Here is a 19,919-nt window from a genome sequence, read left to right as displayed (position 1 = left end):
TGTGATCCTTGGGGGTTCTCTCCGTGCAGGTCAGATCCATCGCCGCGGCCACCGGTCTGGTGGCCGCGCTCATACCCATCGGTGCCGCACACGCGGCGGGGCCGGCCGCTTCGGCCCCCGCCCCGCGTGCGGCCGTCTCCGTCACCACCCTCAGCGTGCCGCTGCCCACCGGTGATTCGGTGACCGTCGAACGCGCGGGCAACGATCTCCGTTCGGCGACGGTCACCCCGGCCGCGGGCCGTGAGGGGGTCTCCTTCACCACCAGTTCGGTCGGCGACGGCGACCTCAGCGTCGTACCGGAGGACGCCGAACCGCTGCTCGCCGCCGGACGCGTCGATCCCCGCCTCTTCGACATCGGCGCCCTGCTGGACGCGGGCTACGGCGTGAAGGGCACCACCGCCCGCGGCGCCCTCGGCGTGATCGTCCAGCACGGCAAGGGCAAGGGCGCCGCGAGCAGGGCCCGGGACGCCGCCGGCGGCGCGGCACGGCCCGGGCGGGCCATCGACCGGCTCGGCCTGACCGCGCTCGGCCCGGACGACGGCGCGGACGCGGCCACGACCTGGAAGCGCCTGACCGAGGGAGCCGGGAACTCGCTGGCCGGCGGTGCGACCAAGCTCTGGCTCGACGGGCGGATGCACACCGCCCTCGACAAGAGCGTGCCGCAGATCAACGCCCCGCAGGCGTGGGCCGACGGCTACACCGGCGAGGGCGTCACGGTCGCCGTTCTCGACAGCGGTTACGACTCCGGCCATCCGGACCTGGCGGGACGGGTGACCGTCTCGGCGAACTTCCTCGGCGGGGACACCGCGGAGGACGACAACGGCCACGGCACGCACGTGGCCTCCACGATCGCGGGGGTCGACGGCACGTACCGGGGTGTCGCCCCGGACGCCTCGCTCGCCGTGGGCAAGGTGTGCGACAACACCGGTACCTGCCCGACGTCCGCGGTGCTGGCCGGCATCGACTGGGCGGTCAACACCGTGCACGCCAAGGTGGTCAACATGAGCCTGGGCGGGCCCGCCGACGAGACGGACCCGGCGATCGCGGCCATCAACGCCCTGTCGGCGAGCACCGGCACGCTCTTCGTCGTCGCGGCGGGCAACGACGGCGAGTACGGGACCGGCACCGTCGGTGCGCCCGCCATCGCGGACGCCGCGCTGGCCGTGGGCGCCGTCGACTCCGAGGACGAGCTCGCCCCGTTCTCCAGCCGGGGCCCCCGACCGAGCGACAACGCGGTGAAGCCCGATCTCACCGCGCCCGGCGTCGCCATCGTGGCGGCGAAAATGGGCGGCGGGCACACCGCCAAGAGCGGTACGTCGATGGCGACGCCGCACGTGGCGGGCTCCGCCGCGCTGGTCGCCCAGGCACACCCCGACTGGAGCGGTGAGCGGATCAAGACCGCGCTGATGAACAGCGCGGTGCCGAATGCGAAGCGGTCCCCGTACCAGCAGGGCACAGGCCGGATCGACGTGGCCCGCGCCGAGCGGCAGACGGTCCTGGCCTCACCGGCGAACCTGACGACCACCGCGGGCTGGTCGGACGGAGCGGGCAAGGACACCGAGCACACGGTCACCTTCACGAACTCCGGTGACAGCGACACCACGCTCGACCTGGCCGTCGAGAAGCCGCTGTCCCCGACCGCCCAGCCGGGCAACGCGGCGCAGTTCTCGGTGGACCGCGACAAGGTCACCGTCCCGGCGCACGGCAGCGCCACGGCCACCGTGACCACCCGTGCCACGCTGCTCCCGCACGGCCCCTGGTCCGCGGTGCTCACCGCTTCGAAGGGCGGACAGCCCGTCACCCGGACGATCCTCGCCGTGGACAGCGTCCTGCCCAGCCACAAGGTGACGCTGCACGCGGAGCAGCGGGACGGTTCCCCGGCGACCGGTTCGGCGCTGATGGTCAACCGCTGGACCGGTGACCGTTACCCGGTCCGCATCACCTCCGGCACCGGCACGGTGACGGTGCCCGAGGCGCAGTACTGGGTCGGCATGACGATCACGAGCGGTACCGGCACGGACCGCTCGACCACCATGGCCGTCACGTCGGTCACCCCGCTCGGGGACACCGACGTCGACCTGGACGCGCGTGACGCCGCTCCGGTGGGTGCCGATGTGCACGACGACGCGGCCCGGGCGACGGCGGTGCAGGCGGCGCTGGCCGTGCCCGCCGGCACGGGGTCGTACACGCTGAGTGTGGTCACGACCGGTGAGCGCGCCGGGCAGTCGCTGTACGCGACGCCGTTCGCGGACCCGGACGCCGAGTACCGTACGTTCGCGGTGTTCGCGGCCGAGGGGGCGTCCTCGCAGGCGCCCAGCCCGTTCTTCTACCACGTCGCTCGGACGTGGCAGGAGGGTGTGCCGGCCAAGCCCTCATTCTCGGTCAGGCGCGGCGACCTGACGGAGGTGCGCGAGCACTTCAACGCGCAGGGCACGCCGGCGGCCGGAACGTCGGCGGCGACTCCGGACGACGACGTGCTGCTGCCGCTCTTCATCGACCAGTCGGTGCGTTTCCCGTCCGTCGTGCGTGACTACCGGACACCCGGTGAGTGGCTCGACCGGGCCACGATCGCCGGCCGCCAGTCCATCGCCACCTCGACGGAGGAGTTCGACGGGCGTTCTGTGCACCGTCTGGACTTCGCCGCCGCGGTGATGGGGCCGGGGCTGCCGGCGGCGCCCGCCTACCGGGTGAACAACTCCGTGGTCTGGGCGGGGACGCCGTGGTTCGCGGACGGCGACGGCACGCGCGGCGGCTCCGACTGGGGGGCGACGGGCACCCTCACCCTGGCCAAGGACGGGCAGCAGGTGAGCACGTGGAACGCTCTGGGCAGCGCGAAGACGGTCACGGTCCCGGCCGGGGCCGGCCGGTACACCCTGAAGGCGGACGTCAGCCGTGATCAGCAGTACGCCGCACTGTCCACCCGGGTGCGGTCGGAGTGGGCGTTCGACTCGGACACCGACGACGGCGCCGGGACGATCCTGCCGCTGATGGGCGTGCGCTTCACCCCGCACGGCCTCGACGACTCGGGGCGCGCCCTGGCACTCCTGCCGACCCGGGTGGACCTGAAGGTGCAGCGGGCGCCGGGGGCGGCCGGGGCGGCGGTCGGCCCGGTGAAGCTGGAGGTCAGCTGGGACGACGGGGCCGGCTGGCGCACGGTAAAGGTCACCGACGCCCGGCGCGGGACGCCCGCGCACGCCCTGATCACCGCGCCGCTCCATGCCTCGTACGCCACCCTGCGCGCCACGGTCACGGCGAGTGACGGCAGCACGGTCAAGCAGACGGTGACGCGGGCCTACGGCGTCAACAAGCCCTGGTGGTAGTCGATCTGACGCTGTGACGGGCCGGTCCTCGCACGGGGACCGGCCCGTCCGGCCGTCGTCCGGGGGTGGCGAGGTCACGACATGGCGTACCTTCGCCACCGTCGGCCGCATGGCCGCGGCAGCCCCTTTCAGGCCAGTAATGGCGCGGCGAACGGGCCTCCTGGCGGGGTTGCGGGGTTCGCGGCAGGGCGGTGGCCGTCGACAAGACTGAGGCCCATGCCCGATCTTGGACGACCGATGAGGACCTCCGGAGCCGACGCCGCGCCGGAACAGGTGCGCGCCGCCTTCCGCCGGCTGGAGGAGGACGTACGGCGTGCCGAGGCGGCCGTGGCCGAGCTGGTCCGCGCGCAGCCGCCGGACGAGGGGCCGGTGCGGGTGGAGACCGTGGACGGCGCCGCCGCCCAGGCACGGCGCATCCTGGAGCTGGAGACCGGCGCGCGGCGCACGTTCCAGGCGTTCCTGACGGGCCTGAACAGGGTCACCCCGGTCCCGGACACCCTCGACACGGCCGGTGGCTCCCCGGACGAGGAAGGCGCACGGCTCAGCGCTCCGCCCGGGGTCGCCTACCAGCTGCTGGTCGACCGTGACTTCCTCGCCGAGCCCGCGGCGGTGGCGGCCCTGGAGGAGCGGGTGCGGCGGGGCGAGCAGGTCCGGGTGGTCGACAGCCCGCTGCTGAAACTGGCCGTCGCGGACGGCGAGACCGCGATGGTCCAGTTCAGCCCGGAGCGGGCGGTGCTGATGCGGCAGCCGCTCACCACGCTCGTCACGGAGCTGTTCGCCACGGCGTGGCGGCATTCGCGTCCGTATCTCCGCGAGGTCCCCGAACTCTCCCCGGTGGACCGGCAGATCCTGCAGCTGATGCTCTCCGGGCTGACGGACGCGGCGACGGCGAAGCAGCTGGGGACCTCGCCCCGTACGGTGCAGCGCCGGCTGCGGGCGCTGATGGACCTGGCGTCGGTGACGTCCCGGCTCCAGCTGGGCTGGTACGCGATGCGCAACGACTGGATGTGACCGGTCCCGCGCCGTCCGGCCGAGCAGGCCGCCTCCGGGCGCCGGATTCTCGGTGCGCGCCGAACAACCCGGCACTGCGGGCCCGCGGTGCCGGGCGCTGACCGCCGGCGTGCCGTACGCGGTCGTGTCCGGGCACGAACGGCGCTCCGGGGCGTTCGTCCCCGGCCGCCCGGACGGTCGGTTGGCGAGTGGGCGTCATGTCGCCAACTCGTCAGTCCACGGCCGCCGGTGACTCGGTGTGCCGCTCCCATACTGCTGAAGTCACCACCTCGTGATCGTTTGTGTGAAGGAGAGTGCGTGTTGAGGCAAGTCCCCCCACGACGGCGCACCGTCGTCGCAGCCCTGCTGTCGGGTGTCATGAGCCTGTCATTAATCGGAGTGCTCCCCGCGTCCGCGTCTCCCCCTCCCGAGCCGAGCCCGTACGCGCAGAAGACGGCCGGCGCGGTCCGTGAACAGCTCGCCTCGGAGGACCGGGTCACTTTCTGGGTGCAGCTCGGCGAGCAGGCCGACACCTCCGCCGCCCGCAAGGAGCGGAAGAAGGCCGACCGCGGCCGTGCCGTCATCGCGGCCAAGAAGGCCGAGGCGGGCCGGAGCCAGGCCGGCGTCGTGTCGCTGCTCAAGAAGGCCGGCGCGCGCTACACCTCGTACTGGATCGCCAACACGCTCAAGGTGACCGGCGACCGGGACCTCGCCCGGAAGATCGCCGCGCGGCCGGAGGTCGCCTCGATCGAGGAGGACAAGGCGCTCGTCCTGCCGCACGCCACCACCGGCGGCCGGGTGAGCACCGTGGACGGCGTCGAGTGGAACATCGACCGGATCAACGCCCCGAAGGTCTGGAACGGCCTCGGCAAGCACGGCGAGGGGGTCGTCGTCGCCAACATCGACTCGGGTGTCGACTACCGCCATCCCGCTCTCGCCGCGAACTACCGGGGCCACCGGGCGGACGGCACGGTCGACAACGCCTACAACTGGTTCGACCCCGCCGACGAGTGCACCGGTGACGACCCGTGCGACAACGACGGGCACGGCACCCACACCATGGGCACCATGGTCGGCGACGACGGCACCGGCAACGCCGTCGGAGCCGCGCCGGGGGCGACCTGGATCGCGGCGAAGGCGTGCGAGGACGACGGCTGTCCGCGCGATGCGCTGCTCGCGGCCGGGCAGTGGATTCTCGCCCCGACCGATGCCGCCGGCGCCGACCCGCGCCCCGATCTGGCGCCGGACGTCGTCAACAACTCCTGGGGCACGACCACACTCGACCTGTGGTACAAGGCCACGGTCCAGGCGTGGCGTGACGCGGGGATCTTCGCCTCGTTCTCCAACGGCAACACCGGCCCCGACTGTGTGACGACCGGTTCACCCGGCGGCTACGACAACGCGTACGCCTCGGGCGCCTTCGACAGCGACGGCGACATCGCCGACTTCTCGTCCCGGGGCGCGGGCGAGGGCAGCGGCATCAAGCCCGACATCGCCGCACCCGGTGTGGACATCCGCTCCGCGTGGCCGGGCGGCGGCTACCAGTCCCTCAACGGCACGTCGATGGCCGCCCCGCACACCGCCGCGACCGTCGCCCTGATGTGGTCGGCGTCGCCCGCGATCCGGGGCGACGTGGCGGAGACCGAGCGACTCCTCGACAGCACCGCGGTCGACACGTTCGACCCCGCGTGCGGAGGGACGGCGGCCAACAACAACGTGTGGGGCGAGGGCAAGCTCGACGCCTACGCCGCCGTGATGGCCACCCCGCGCGGCCCGCTCGGCACGCTGAGCGGCACCGTCACCGCCGACGGCAAGCCGCTGGCCGGCGCGACCGTGCGCCTGGACGGGCCCATGCGGGCGAGCGTGCGCACCGCCGATGACGGCACCTACGCCCTCGACAAGGTGACGGCCGGTGACTACACGGTGTCGGTGTCGCGGTACGGGTATCTCACCGACCGGGCCGCCGTCACGGTCGTCGCGAACACCGGCGTCACCCGGAACGCCGATCTGAAGACCGCCCCCACCGGGACGGTGACCGGAACCGTCCGCGTCAAGGGCGGCCCGGCAGCGGGTGCGAAGCTGGAGGTCTCCGGCACCCCGGTCTCGCTGACCACCGCCGCCGACGGACGGTACGCGCTCGAACTGCCTCTGGGCGATTATCAGTTGGCCATCACTCCGGGCGACAAGTGCGCCAGGGCGGTGGTCTTCACGCTCGCGGTCGCCGCCGAGCCGAGCGCCAGGGACCTCGATCTGCCGCTGCGCACGGACGGTTACGGCACGACCTGCCAGGTCGTCGCGGACGCCCCCTACCCGACCGGTGAGGTGAAGCTGCCGCTGTCGGGCGCGGCCGGCGGTACGCCCGTGAACCTGCCGTTCCCGGTGGCCCTGTACGGCCGCACGTACACCGCCGCGAACGTCACCGTCGAGGGTGTGCTCGCCTTCGGGCCCTCCAGCACCACCAGCATCAACGAGGAGCTGCCGTACACCGGCACCCCCAATGGCGCGCTCTACCCGTTCTGGGACAACTTCCTGATGGACTCCTCGTCCGGGGTCTACACCGCCTTCCGGGGGACGGCCCCGCACCGCGAGTTCGTCGTGGAGTGGCGCGACATGGTGCTCAGCGACAGCAAACCCCAGCGGGTGAGCTTCGCGGCCGTGCTGAGTGAGGACGGCGGCTACACCTTCCACTACAAGGACATCGGGGACGGCGCCGCCGAGCGGGGTTCCAGTGCCACCGTCGGCGCCGAGAACCACGACGGCACCGACGCCTTCCAGTACTCCTGCGACGAGACCGCCCTGCACGACGGCATGACCATCGCGTTCCGGCCGGCGAAGAGCGCGTCCGTCGCCGGCACCGTCACGGACGCCAACGACGGCAAGGCCCTCGCCGGTGCCGAGGTGACCGTCAGCCGCGACGGGGCCACGGTGGGCACCGGCACGTCGGGCGCCGACGGCCAGTACCTGGTGCAGGTCCCGGCCGCCGAGAAGGACGCGTACGAGGTACGGGTGGGCGCCTCCCACTACGAGACCGCGACGCGCTCGGCGGCCCTCGGCGGCGGCGACGTGTCGCGCGCCGACAGCGCCCTGCGGACCGGCCTCGTCACCGCGTCGCCCGACGAGGGCTGGCGGCTCGTCGTGCCTGCCGGGGAGCGCCGCACCCGCGCGTTCACCCTCGCCAACGCGGGGCTCGCCGCGGACTACACCGTCGGCGAGAAGGACGGCGCCGGCTGGCTGACGGCCGCCCCGGCCACCGGAAGCCTGGCCACCGGCGGCACGCGGAAGGTGACCGTCACCTTCGACGCGTCGGACGCCACACCCGGCACCGTCCTGCGCGGCACCCTGCGGGTGGCGTCCCGGAGCGGGCGCGCCCCCGTGCTCGACCTCCCGGTGGTCGTCGCCGTGCCCGCGTACCGCACCGCCGTCGACGCCGGGTCCGCCACCGCGGTGACCGACACCGCCGGTGACCTGTGGGCCCCCGACCGGGCCTACACCGAGGGCTCGTACGGCTACCTCGGCCGCAAGGGGACCGTCACCACCCGGAAGACCATCGCGAACACCGACGAGCAGCAGCTGTTCTCCAGTGCCGCCAAGGGCGCCTACGAATACCGCTTCGACGGGCTGCCCGAGGGCGTGTACGAGGTGGAGCTCGGGTTCGCGGAACTGAGCAGCACCCAGCCCGGCCGGCGGCTGTTCGACGTGCTCGCCGAAGGCGTCCAGGAAGTCCCCGACGTCGACATCGCCCTGGAGGCGGGCGGCCCCTACCGCGCCCTGAGCAAGACGTTCACCGTGCGGGTCGGGGACGGGCAGCTCAACCTGCGGTTCGCGAGCCCCGCCGACCAGCCGGTCGTCAACGCCATCCGCGTCACCCACCGGCCCGACCTGGGCTGACCCGGCCCTCCGCCCCGAAGCGGACCGGTCCGGTCACCCCGGCCCGTCCGCACCCGCGCCACCGCCCTTCGGAATCCTTCGGAAAGAGAGTGCGTACGTGAGACAGCAACTCAGGAGACGCCACGGCCTGCTGGCCGCCGCGCTCACCGTGGCCATGGGGGCGCCGCTCCTCGCGGCGGTGCCCGCGGCGGCGGCTCCCCCGCCCCCGCCGGTGACCGGCCTGCGGAGCAAGGCGGACACCCAGGTCCTCCGGCAGCTGGACAAGAAGGACACCGCGACCTTCTGGGTGCGGCTCGGCTCCCAGGCCGACACCTCTGCCGCGAAGAGGCAGAAGACCCGCACGGACCGGGACAAGGCCCTGATCGCCGCCAAGAAGAAGCACGCGGCGAGTACCCAGGCCGCCGTCGAGGCACTGGTCAGGAAGGCGGGCGCGCACGCCACCTCGTACTGGATCAGCAACACGCTGAAGGTCACCGGTGACAAGGCTCTGGCGGAGAAGATCGCGGCCCGCCCCGAGGTGGCCGCCATCGAGCCCGACCGGCTGCTGCCGCTGCCGCAGGAGCTGCCGGCCGAGCAGGAACCGACGGTCGACGGAGTCGAGTGGAACGTCGACAGCATCGGCGCGCCCAAGGTCTGGGACGAGCTGGGCGTGCGCGGCGAGGGCATCGTCATCGGCAGCATCGACACCGGAGCCGATTACCAGCACCCGGCGCTCATGAGCACCTACCGAGGGCTGAAGAACGACGGCTCCTACAGTCACGACTACAACTGGTTCGACGCCACCCGCAGTTGTACGGGCGAGGCCCCCTGCGACGACTACGGCCACGGCACCCACACGATGGGCACCATGGTCGGCGACGACCACCAGGGCGACAGGATCGGCGTCGCGCCCGGGGCCCGCTGGATGACCGTCAAGGCGTGCACGCCGCTGGGATGCGCCCAGGACGCGCTGATGGAAGCCGGTCAGTGGATTCTCGCGCCCACCGACCGCGACGGCGCCGACCCCCGTCCGGACCTGGCTCCCGACGTCGTGAACAACTCGTGGGGCGGCGACGTCATCGACACCTGGTACAAGGACATGGTCCAGGCGTGGCGCGACGCCGGTATCTTCCCCGCCTTCTCCAACGGCAACGCCGGCCCCTACTGTGCGACGGCCGGCTCCCCCGGCGCGTACACCAACAGCTACGCCACCGGTGCGTACGACAGCGCCGGTGACATCGCCTACTTCTCGTCCCGGGGCGACGGCGAGAACGGTGCGGTCAAGCCGGACATCTCCGCGCCCGGGGTCGACATCCGGTCCGCCGCGCCGGGCGGCGGATACGCCTTCATGTCCGGGACGTCGATGGCCTCACCGCACACCGCCGCCACCGTCGCCCTGATGTGGGCGGCGTCGCCCGCGATCCGCGGTGACGTCGCGGCCACCGAACGCCTCCTGGACCGCTCGGCCCACGATGTCGACGACACCACGTGCGGCGGCACCGCAGAGAACAACAACGTCTACGGTGAGGGCAGGCTGGACGCCTACGACGCCGTGGCCTCCGTGCCCCGCGGCCCCCTCGGCGGCCTGACCGGCACGATCACCACGGGCGGAGCCCCGCTGGCCGGCGCCACCCTGGAGCTCGACGGCCCGATGTACGCCACGGCCACCAGCGGACCGGCCGGCACCTACACCCTGCCGAAGCTGATGGTCGGCGACTACCAGGTCAAGGTCACCAAGTACGGCTACCTCACCGCCGAGTCCACCGCGACGGTCACCGAGGGCGCCACCGCCACCCGCGACCTGAGCCTCGCCCTGGCGCCCACGGGGAAGCTCTCCGGCACGATCCGCACCCGGTCCGGCCCCGAGGCCGGTGCCAGGATCGTGGTGGCCGGAGCCCCCGCGTCCACCACCACCACGACGACGGCCGACGGCGCGTACGCGCTGGAACTGCCCGTCGGCGACTACCAGCTGACGATCACCCCGGTCTCCCGGTGCGCGACGGTCGGGTCGTTCGGCGTGCAGGTGACCCCGGGTGGTCACGACCGGGATCTCACCCTGCCCGATCGCGGGGACCGGTTCGGGACGGTCTGCACGATCAGTCACGACACGGCGTTTCCGACGGGTGCGACCCGGCTGAGCACCAGCAGCAATTACGAGGGCGCCGCGACGGTCAGATTCCCCTTCCCGGTGGCGCTCTACGGCAAGACCTACCGGCAGGCGTCCGCCAACGTCGAGGGTTACCTCTCCTTCGAGACGCCCGTGAGCTCCAGCGCCAACCACAGCCTCCCGTACACCGCGTACCCCAACGGTTCGCTCTACCCGTTCTGGGACAACCTTCAGCTGGCCTCCGCGGACGGCGGCCTCTACTGGTCGGCCCGTGGCACCGCCCCGCACCGCGAGATCGTCGTGGAGTGGCGCAACATGGTGACGACCGGCGACCGCGCGCAGAGGCTCGGCTTCTCCGTGGTGATCGGTGAGGACGGGACGTACGCGTACCACTACCGCGACCTGGCCGGCGACGACTACGCGCGCGCCGCGAGCGCGACGATCGGCGCCGAGAACGCCGACGGCACCGACGCCATCCAGTTCTCGCACAACGAAGCGGCCGTCAGCGAGGGGCTGGCGGTGGCCTTCCGGCCCCTGCGCAGCGCCGCCCTGTCCGGCACCGTCACCGACGGCAACGACGGCAAGGCGCTCGCCGGAGCCACCGTCACCGTCGCCCGTGACGGCGAGGTCCTGGCCACCGGGACCACCGCGTCCGACGGCACCTACCTGGTCCAGGCACCGGTGACCGGCGACCGGAACGACTACGACGTCACCGTGTCCGCGGCCCACTACACCGCCGACACCCGCACCGTCGCACTGGCGACCGGCTCCACCGAGCGGTTCTCCACCGCGCTCGCCACCGGCCTGGTCACCGCGAGCCCGGCGACCGCGACGACCGTCGTCGTACCCGCCGGGGAGAGCCGGCAGCGCACTCTCACCCTCGCCAACTCCGGTACGGAGAGCGGTTACTCGGTCACCGAGGCGGCGGGCGCTCCCTGGTTCACGGCCGCACCGGCCGAAGGCCGGCTCGGCAAGGGGGGCCGGCAGGAGGTCGTCCTGACCCTCGACACGCACGGCATCGCACCCGGCACCGTACTGAAGGGCACCGTCGTCATCGCGTCCGACAGTGGCCGCGCCCCCGAGATCAAGATCCCCCTGACCGTGTCCGTGCCCGGCTACCGCACGGCGCTCGACAGCGGCTCGGGCAAGGCGTACACCGACTCCGCCGGGGAGGTCTGGTCGCCGGACGTGAAGTACACGGCGGGGTCGTACGGGTTCATCGGCCGGTCCACGAAGGTGAAGACCGCCAACGCCATCGAGGACACCGCCGACGACAAGCTCTTCCGCACGGCACGCGAAGGCGCGGTCGAGTACCGCTTCGACCACGTGCCCGACGGGACCTACCAGGTCGAGCTGGACTTCGCGGAGCTCGGCAAGGTGGCCGCCGGCAAGCGCCTCACCGACGTCCTCGCCGAGGGCACCGTGCAGGTGCCGGACCTCGACATCGTCCGGGCCACCGGCGGCAGTTTCCGGGCCCTGACCCAGTCCTTCACCGTGCGTGTCACCGACGGTCAGCTCAACCTCCGGCTGGTCGCCACCGGTACGGAGAAGACCCTCGTCAACGCCGTCCGCGTCACCCAGCGCCCCGACCTGAGCAGCTGACCCACCTGAGGAGAACCACACGTGAACAGACACAGATCCCGATGGCGGGGGCTGCTCGTCACCGCACTGACCACGGCCCTGGGAGCCTCCTTCCTGGGAGCACTCCCGGCGGCTGCCGCCGACCCGGAGCCGGCCGCCCCGTCGGCCCTTCGGAGCAAGGCGGACGGCGCCGTGCTCCAGGACCTCACGGCCCACGGCAAGGTCTCCTTCTGGGTGCAGCTCGACTCCCAGGCCGACACCTCCGCCGCGAAGAAGGCGGCCACCAAGGCAGGCCGGGGCCGCGCCGTCCTGAAGGCGAAGACCGCGCACGCCGAGCGCTCGCAGCGGGGGCTCACCGCACTGCTGGAGAAGTCCGGCGCGTCCTACGAGACGTACTGGATCAGCAACACCGTCAAGGTCACCGGTGACAAGGCCCTCGCCGCCCGGATCGCCGCCCGTTCCGACGTCGAGTCGATCGAGGCCGACGACACGATCCCGCTGCCTCCGACATCCGAGGGCAGCCAGGTGGCGTCGGTCGACCGCATCGAGTGGAACGTCGACCGCGTCAACGCCCCCAAGGTGTGGGACGAGTTCGGCGACCGCGGCGAAGGCACCGTGGTGGGCGGCATCGACACGGGGGTGGACCACCAGCACCCCGCGCTCGCCGCCTCCTACCGGGGCCTGAAGGCCGACGGCACGTACGAGCACGGTTACAACTGGTTCGACGCGACCCGGACCTGCGGTACGGCCAAGCCCTGTGACGACCAGGGGCACGGCACCCACACCATGGGCACCATGGTCGGGTCGGACGGCACCGGCAACGCCATCGGTGTCGCGCCCGGCGCACGCTGGATCTCCGCCAAGGCGTGCACCCCCGAGGGCTGCCCGCGCGAGGCGCTGCTGGCCGCCGGCCAGTGGATGCTCGCGCCCACCGACGCGGACGGGGAGAACCCCCGGCCGGACCTGGCCCCCGACGTCATCAACAACTCCTGGGGGGCGGACAGCCTGGACACCTGGTACCAGGCGATGGTCCAGTCCTGGCGGGACGCCGGCATCTTCCCGGCCTTCTCCAACGGCAACACCGGTCCGGCCTGCGACACGGCGGGATCACCGGGCGCCTACACGAACACGTATTCCTCGGGCGCCTTCGACAACACCAACAAGATCGCCTCGTTCTCCTCACGCGGTCCGGGCGTCGACGGGACCGTGAAGCCGAACATCGCGGCACCGGGCATGAACGTGCGCTCGTCGGCGCCGGGCGGCGGCTACGCCATCAAGTCGGGTACGTCGATGGCCTCGCCCCACACCGCGGCGACCGTCGCCCTGCTGTGGTCGGCGGCACCGGCGCTGCGCGGCGACGTCGCGGCGACCGAGGCGGTGCTGAACCGGTCCGCGATCGACGTCGACGACACCACCTGCGGCGGCACCGCGGACTTCAACAACGTGTACGGGGAGGGCCGGCTCGACGCGTACAAGGCCGTGGAGGCGGCTCCGCGCGACCACGTCGGCGCCCTCACCGGAACGGTCACGGCGGGCGGTGACCCGGCGGCCGACGCCGAGGTGTCCGTCGCCGGTCCCACCCGGGCGACCCTCACCACGAAGAAGGACGGCTCCTACGCCTTCCCGCGTCTGGTGTCGGGCGACTACAAGGTGACCGTGACGAAGTTCGGCTACGTCACCGACACGGCCGCGCTCACCGTCACGGACGACGGCTCCGCCGTGCACGACCCGGCGCTGGCCGTCGCCCCCACGGGCACCCTGACCGGCACGGTACGCAGCGACTCCGGCACCGAGGCGGACGTCGCGATCAAGGTGCAGGGCACTCCGGTGCGCGTGTCCACGGCGTCCGACGGCACCTATGAGCTGAAGCTGCCCGTGGGCGGATACCGGATCGGCTTCACCCCGCTCAACCACTGCGCCGCCGCCGTCGGGATCGTCGCGGACGTGGCCGCGGGCTCCGCCACCAGGGACGTGCGGCTCACCTCGCGCAGCGACGCCTTCGGGACCACCTGCCGGCAGGTGGCGGCGGACTTCCCGGCCGGCGGGACGAAGCTCGGCATCGCGACCCCGTCACCGGCGTACACGGCCGTCACACCGCCGTTCCCCGTCGCCCTGTACGGCCGCACGTACGACAAGGGCTGGGTCACCCGTGACGGCCAGCTGATCTTCGGATACCTGGGGCTGGTGGAGAACGGCCCGATGCCGCAGAAGGCGGCGCCGAACGGCGCGCTCTCGCCCTTCTGGGACCGGCTGACCATGGATTCCGCCTCCGGCGTCTACACGGCGGTGCGCGGCACGGCTCCGCACCGGGAGTACGTCGTCGAGTGGCGGGACATGCTGATCGCCCGGGACACCTCGCAGCGCATCGGCTTCGCGGCCGTGCTGAGCGAGGACGGCACCTACACCTTCCACTACAAGGGCATCGACCCCAGTGAGAAGGGGTTCGAGCAGGGCACGGGCGCGACCGTCGGCGCGGAGAGCCACGACGGCACCGAGGCGTTGCAGTACTCGTACGACGAGCTGTCGCTGCGCGACGGGATGGCGATCCGATTCCGGCCGGAGGGCCACGCGGTGGTGTCCGGCACGGTGACCGACGCGAACGACGGCGAGCCGGTCGCCGGTGCGACCGTCACCGTCACCCGTGGCACCGCGACCGTCGGGACCGCCACCACGCGGGCGGACGGCGCCTACCTCGCACAGGTCCCGGTGGCTGCCGCCGCCGCCCACGAGGTCACGGTCGCGGCGACGGACTACGCGTCCGCGAGCCGTACCGCCGAGCTGGGCAGCCTGTCCGCGCTGCGCACCGAGACCGCGCTGACCACCGGCGCGGTGCGGGCGGACACCGAGGAGGGCTGGCAGCTGACCGTACCCGCCGGTGAGCGGCGCGAGCGCACCCTGACGCTCACCAACGAAGGCTCCGCCGCCCAGTACACCGTCGCGGAGAAGTCCGGTGCCTCCTGGCTCAAGGTCGCCCCGGCCTCGGGCACGCTCGCGGCGGGCGGTCGGCAGGAGGTGACGCTGGCCTTCGACACGACGACGGCGACACCGGGGACGGCGTACACCGGCACGCTGGTGATCACCTCGCGAAGCGCCCGGAAGCCGTCGCTCTCGCTGCCGCTGAAACTGGTGGTCCCCGCCTACCAGCAGGGCGTCGACGCCGGCGCGGACTTCGCGTCCCTGGACGCGCTCGGCGACGCGTGGAGCGCGGACCGCGCCTACGCGAAGGGCAGGTTCGGGTACACCGGCGCCGGCACCGCGCCGACGTACACGCGCAAGGACGTCGCCGGCGCCGGCAGCTCTCCGGCGCAGCAGCTGCTGCGTTCGGGCCGTGAAGGTGTCGCCGAGTACCGCTTCGACAACGTCCCGTCCGGTGTCTACCAGGTGGAGCTGGGCTTCGCCGAGGCGGCCGGGACGAAGCCGGGCACGCGCGTGTTCGACGTGCTCGCCGAAGGGGCGGAGAAGGTGCCGAACGTCGACGTGCGCCTGGAATCGGGTGGTGCCCGCACCGCGCTGTTCAAGTCGTTCACGGTCAAGGTGACGGATGGTCAGCTAAACGTCGCCTTCGACGCGGTCTCCGGAAGGACGCTGGTCAACTCGATCCGGGTGACCCAGCGTCCGGACCTGAAGGGCTGAATCACGGCACGTGCGCACATGGGCGGGCCCGCCCCGGACACACCTCCGGGGCGGGCCCGCCGCGCTCTTGCCCGGGTTCGCCGGGCCCCGTACCTTACTCTCAAGTAAGTTTACTTCGGAGTAAGGGGCTTGTCTTGACCGCCTATCGGACCCTGCTGGTCGGCACGGACGGATCCGAATCCTCGTACGCGGCCGTCGAGGCCGCCGCACGCCTCGCCGCCGTGTGCGGTGCCGCGCTCGTCATCACCTGCGCGTACGCACCCATGCGCGGACCTGAACTCGCCGCCGCCAAGGATCAGTTGGGTGCGGAGGCATTCCAGGTGGTGGGCTCGGCCCCCGCCGAGGAGACGCTGAGAGTCGCGAGAGACCGCGCGCGTCTCCAGGGCGCGGCCGAGGTGCGCACGGTCGCCGTGGAGGGTGAGCCGGTCCCCTCGCTCGTGCGGACGGCACGGAAGTGCTCGGCCGACCTCCTGGTGGTCGGCAACCGGGGGCTGCGGTCGCTGGCGGGGCGGATTCTCGGCTCCGTGCCGGCGGACGTCGCCAGGAAGGCCGGCCTCGACGTCCTGATCGTGCACACCACGTGAGCGGGGAGCCGGACGGCGCGGACGCGGGGTCCGTGGAGGAGGTGCTGCTCGGCGGGGGCCGGGTCTGGACCCGGCGGGACGTGGCCGCGCGCGCCGGGGTGGAGTTCGAGCGCGCCGTACGGGTGTGGCGCGCGCTCGGGTTCCCGGCGGTGGACGACGATGCCGTGGTGTTCACCGACGCCGACGTCGAGGCCCTGCGCGCGGGGGAACGCCTCATCGCGGCCGGGCTGATCACCGAGCACAGCGAGACCCTGATGGCCCGGGCCCTGGGCCACCACCTCTCCCGCCTCGCCGACTGGCAGGTGGACACCCTGCGGGACTGGACGGTGCGTGCCGGCGGTCCCCCGCCCGGCCGGGAGACCCTTCTGGAGCACATGGCGGCGCTGCTGCCGGAGATCGAGCGCGTCCAGCGGTACGTCTGGCGCCGCCATCTCGTCGCGTACGCCGGGCACTTGCCGGCCGGGGAGCGGGAGGGCGGCGCGGTGGCCGGTGACGGCGCGCATGTCCGGGAGCGCGCGGTCGGCTTCACCGACATGGTGGGCTACACCCGGATGACCCGTGGCCTGGACGGCGCCGAACTGGTGGAGGTGCTCGACCGCTTCGAGACGATGACCGGCGATGTGGTGGCCGAGGGCCGGGGCCAGGTGGTGAAGACCATCGGCGACGAGGTGCTCTTCGTCTGCGAGTCGGCGGCCGACGCCGCCGGGATCGGCCTGGAGCTGACGGCGCGGGCGCAGGCGGACCCGAAGCTGCCGCGCGTGCGGACCGGGCTGGCACACGGCCCCGTGATCGGCCGCTTCGGTGACGTCTACGGGTCGGCGGTCAACATCGCGGCCCGGCTCACGGCGGTGGCCCGCCCCGCGTCCGTGCTGGTCAACACCGCGCTCGCCGGGGAGCTCGCGGGGACGGCGGCGTACACGCTGAGGCCACTGCGCCCGGTGTCGGTGCGCGGCTACAGCCGGCTGCGGCCGGTGCTTCTGCGCAGGGCCGGGCCCGGTTCGTGAACCGATGAGGCGGGTGCGGGCGCGTGCCGGTGCCGGGCGGACCGCCCGGCACGGCGTAGAAAAACAGGAAGCAGGGAGAACCCTCTCCCTGCCGTAACCAACTTATAGCGCACCGGGGGGCTTGCGGCAAGGGCCGGGGGGTGCCGCAGAATCATCGGCCTGACCACCCCGACCTGCGGAAATGAGGACGCTGCGTGCGCGAGCGGTACGTGTGGGAGCTGAACGAGGCCGACGGGGCGCCGGTCGCGGCCGTCGGCGGCAAGGGAGCGCACCTGGCCGCGCTGTCGCGCATCGAGGGCGTCCGGGTGCCGGCCGGATTCTGCGTCACCACGGACGCCTTCCGGGACGTCGTGGGCTCCGAACCGGCGGTCGCCGCACAGCTCGGCCGGCTGGCGGACGTGGACCCGGACGACGGGGCGGCCGTGCGCACCCTGAGCGCGGAGATCCGGCGGACCATCGAGGGCATCGCCCTGCCGGATGACCTGGTGGCGGCGGTCACCGGCGCGCTCGCCCGCCACGGCGAGGACGCCGCGTACGCCGTGCGGTCCAGCGCGACGGCGGAGGACCTGCCGACGGCCTCCTTCGCGGGCCAGCAGGACTCGTATCTCAACGTCGTGGGTCCGCAGGCGGTGCTCCGGCACATCGGCCGGTGCTGGGCGTCGCTGTTCACCGAGCGGGCCGTGGCGTACCGCCGGCGGGGTGGCATCGACCACCGTGGGGTGCACATGGCCGTGGTCGTACAGCGGATGGTGTTCCCGCGGGCTTCGGGCATCCTCTTCACGGCCGACCCGGTGACGGGCAACCGCAGGGACGCCACGGTGGACGCCGGTTTCGGGCTGGGCGAGGCCCTGGTCTCGGGGCTGGTCAACCCGGACGTCTTCACCGTGCGCGAGGGCGAGATCACCCACCGGTCGATCGCCGCCAAGGAGCGCGCCGTCGAGGCGGTGGAGGGCGGCGGCACGCGGGAGGTGGCGGTCGACGCGCGGCGGCGGGAGGAGCCGGCGCTGACGGACGGGCAGGTGCTGGCGCTCGTGGGGCTCGGGCGGCGGATCGAGGCGCACTTCGGCCGCCCGCAGGACATCGAGTGGTGTCTGTCCGACGACGGTTTCCGGATCGTGCAGAGCCGGCCGGTCACGACGCTGTTCCCGGTCCCGGCGGCGACCGACGACGGGAACCACGTCTACGTCTCCGTCGGGCATCAGCAGATGATGACCGACGCGATGAAGCCCCTGGGCCTGTCGATGTGGCGGCTGACGGCCATGGCCCCGATGGTGGAGGCCGGCGGGCGGCTGTTCGTGGACGTCACCCGGCGCCTGGCCTCGCCTTCGGTGCGGGCCGGGCTGCTGGAGATGATGGGCAAGGGCGATCCGCTGGTCAGGGACGCCCTGGAGACCGTTCTCGCCGAGCCCGGCTTCGTCCCGACGCTCCCGGACCCGGCGCCCGCCGCGCCGCCGGCCGGTGGCGCGCCCGCCCCGGTCCCGACCGATCCGGCCGTCGTCGCCGGGCTGATCGCGCGCAGCGAGGAGTCCGTCGCCGCCCTGGCCCGCGAGATCCGGACGCACACCGGGCCCGCCCTGTTCGACTTCCTGCCGAGGGCCTTCGAGGAGCACAAGCGGGTGCTCGGCGACCCCGTGAGCATGCAGGCGATCATGGCGGGCATGGAGTCCACCTGGTGGCTCAACGACAAGCTGCGGGAATGGCTCGGCGAGAAGAACGCCGCCGACACGCTCACCCTGTCCGCCCCCGGCAACGTGACCTCGGAGATGGGCCTCGCGCTCCTCGATGTCGCCGACGCGATCCGCCCGCATCGGGAGGCGGTGGCGTATCTGCGGGGCGTCGGGGACGACGACGGCTTCCTGGACGGCCTGGGGAAGGTCCCGGGCGGGGCCGAGGCGCGCGAGGCCATCGAGGCGTATCTCGACCGGTACGGCATGCGGTGTGTCGGGGAGATCGACATCACCCGGCCGCGCTGGAGCGAGCGCCCCACCGCGCTCGTGCCGGTGATCCTCGACAACGTACGGCTCTTCGGGCCGGGCGAGGCCGCGCGGCGTTTCGAGGAGGGGCGGCGAAAGGCGCTGGCGAAGGAACGGGACGTGCTCGCACGGCTGCGGGAGCTGGTGGACGGCGACCGGAAGGCCGAAGAGACCAAGGGGATGATCGACCGGGTCCGGACCTTCATCGGATACCGCGAGTACCCGAAGTACGGGATCGTCTGCCGCTACTTCCTCTACAAACAGGCCCTCGTGCGGGAGGCGGACCGCCTGGCCGGCGCCGGGGTGCTGGCCGACCGGGAGGACGCCTGGTATCTCACGCTGGAGGAGTTCGGTGACGCGGTGCGTTCCGGCACGGTGGACCGGGACCTCGTCCGGCGGCGCAAGGAGGAGTTCCGGGCGTACAGCGCGCTGACCCCGCCCCGGGTGCTCACCTCGGACGGCGAGGCGGTGCACGGCGCCTACCGGCGGGACGACGCGCCGGAGGGGGCACTGAACGGACTGCCGGTTTCCGCCGGGACCGTGGAGGGGAGGGCCCGGGTGATCCTGGACGTGGCCGAGGCCGATCTCGAAGCGGGCGACATCCTGGTCACCACCTTCACCGATCCCAGCTGGTCACCGCTGTTCGTCGGCATCGCGGGGCTGGTGACCGAGGTGGGCGGGCTGATGACCCATGGCGCGGTGATCGCCCGGGAGTACGGGCTGCCGGCCGTCGTGGGCGTCGAGCACGCCACACGGCGCATCCGGGACGGTCAGCGCATCCGCGTCCACGGCACCGACGGGTACGTGGAGCTGCTGTCCTGACCGCGGAGCGGTGCCCGGCCGGTTCCGTACCCTGGAGG

The 19,919-nt window shown here is 72.8% G+C and carries 8 protein-coding genes; all 8 read left to right on the top strand.

What is annotated here, in order from left to right; all coding sequences use genetic code 11:
- Positions 1-23 precede the first annotated feature (23 nt).
- The 8 genes from FKN01_RS05890 (at position 24) to rph (ending at position 19,881) form a co-directional block, all read left to right on the top strand.
- On the top strand, positions 24-3,320 hold the full coding sequence (locus tag FKN01_RS05890) for a S8 family serine peptidase (protein WP_260696789.1): 3,297 nt from the start codon (positions 24-26) through the stop codon (positions 3,318-3,320).
- A gap of 237 nt (positions 3,321-3,557) precedes the next feature.
- A complete protein-coding gene (locus FKN01_RS05885; RefSeq protein ID WP_260696788.1) occupies positions 3,558-4,331 on the top strand; it encodes a helix-turn-helix transcriptional regulator in 774 nt (257 codons plus the stop codon).
- A gap of 357 nt (positions 4,332-4,688) precedes the next feature.
- The gene (locus tag FKN01_RS05880) at positions 4,689-8,198 is read left to right on the top strand and encodes a S8 family serine peptidase (RefSeq protein WP_143617111.1); all 3,510 of its coding nucleotides are present in this window, start codon (positions 4,689-4,691) and stop codon (positions 8,196-8,198) included.
- Positions 8,199-8,295: 97 nt separating this feature from the next.
- Positions 8,296-11,886: a S8 family serine peptidase gene (locus FKN01_RS05875; RefSeq protein ID WP_260696787.1), complete on the top strand. Its 3,591-nt coding sequence runs from the start codon at positions 8,296-8,298 to the stop codon at positions 11,884-11,886.
- 21 nt (positions 11,887-11,907) lie between these two features.
- Positions 11,908-15,498, top strand: coding sequence for a S8 family serine peptidase (locus tag FKN01_RS05870; protein WP_143617109.1), 3,591 nt, complete (start codon positions 11,908-11,910; stop codon positions 15,496-15,498).
- A gap of 134 nt (positions 15,499-15,632) precedes the next feature.
- Positions 15,633-16,082: a universal stress protein gene (locus FKN01_RS05865; protein ID WP_143617107.1), complete on the top strand. Its 450-nt coding sequence runs from the start codon at positions 15,633-15,635 to the stop codon at positions 16,080-16,082.
- Positions 16,079-17,086, top strand: coding sequence for an adenylate/guanylate cyclase domain-containing protein (locus tag FKN01_RS05860; protein ID WP_143617105.1), 1,008 nt, complete (start codon positions 16,079-16,081; stop codon positions 17,084-17,086). Before FKN01_RS05865 ends, FKN01_RS05860 begins: the two co-directional genes overlap by 4 nt.
- A 194-nt stretch (positions 17,087-17,280) precedes the next feature.
- Positions 17,281-19,881: a rifamycin-inactivating phosphotransferase gene (rph, locus tag FKN01_RS05855; protein ID WP_143617103.1), complete on the top strand. Its 2,601-nt coding sequence runs from the start codon at positions 17,281-17,283 to the stop codon at positions 19,879-19,881.
- Positions 19,882-19,919 lie beyond the last annotated feature (38 nt).

It is taken from the genome of Streptomyces sp. 130 (assembly GCF_007096885.1).
Lineage (GTDB): Bacteria > Actinomycetota > Actinomycetes > Streptomycetales > Streptomycetaceae > Streptomyces.
Note: the sequence above shows the minus strand (reverse complement) of the source record. Positions and strands in the feature narration are given on the sequence as shown.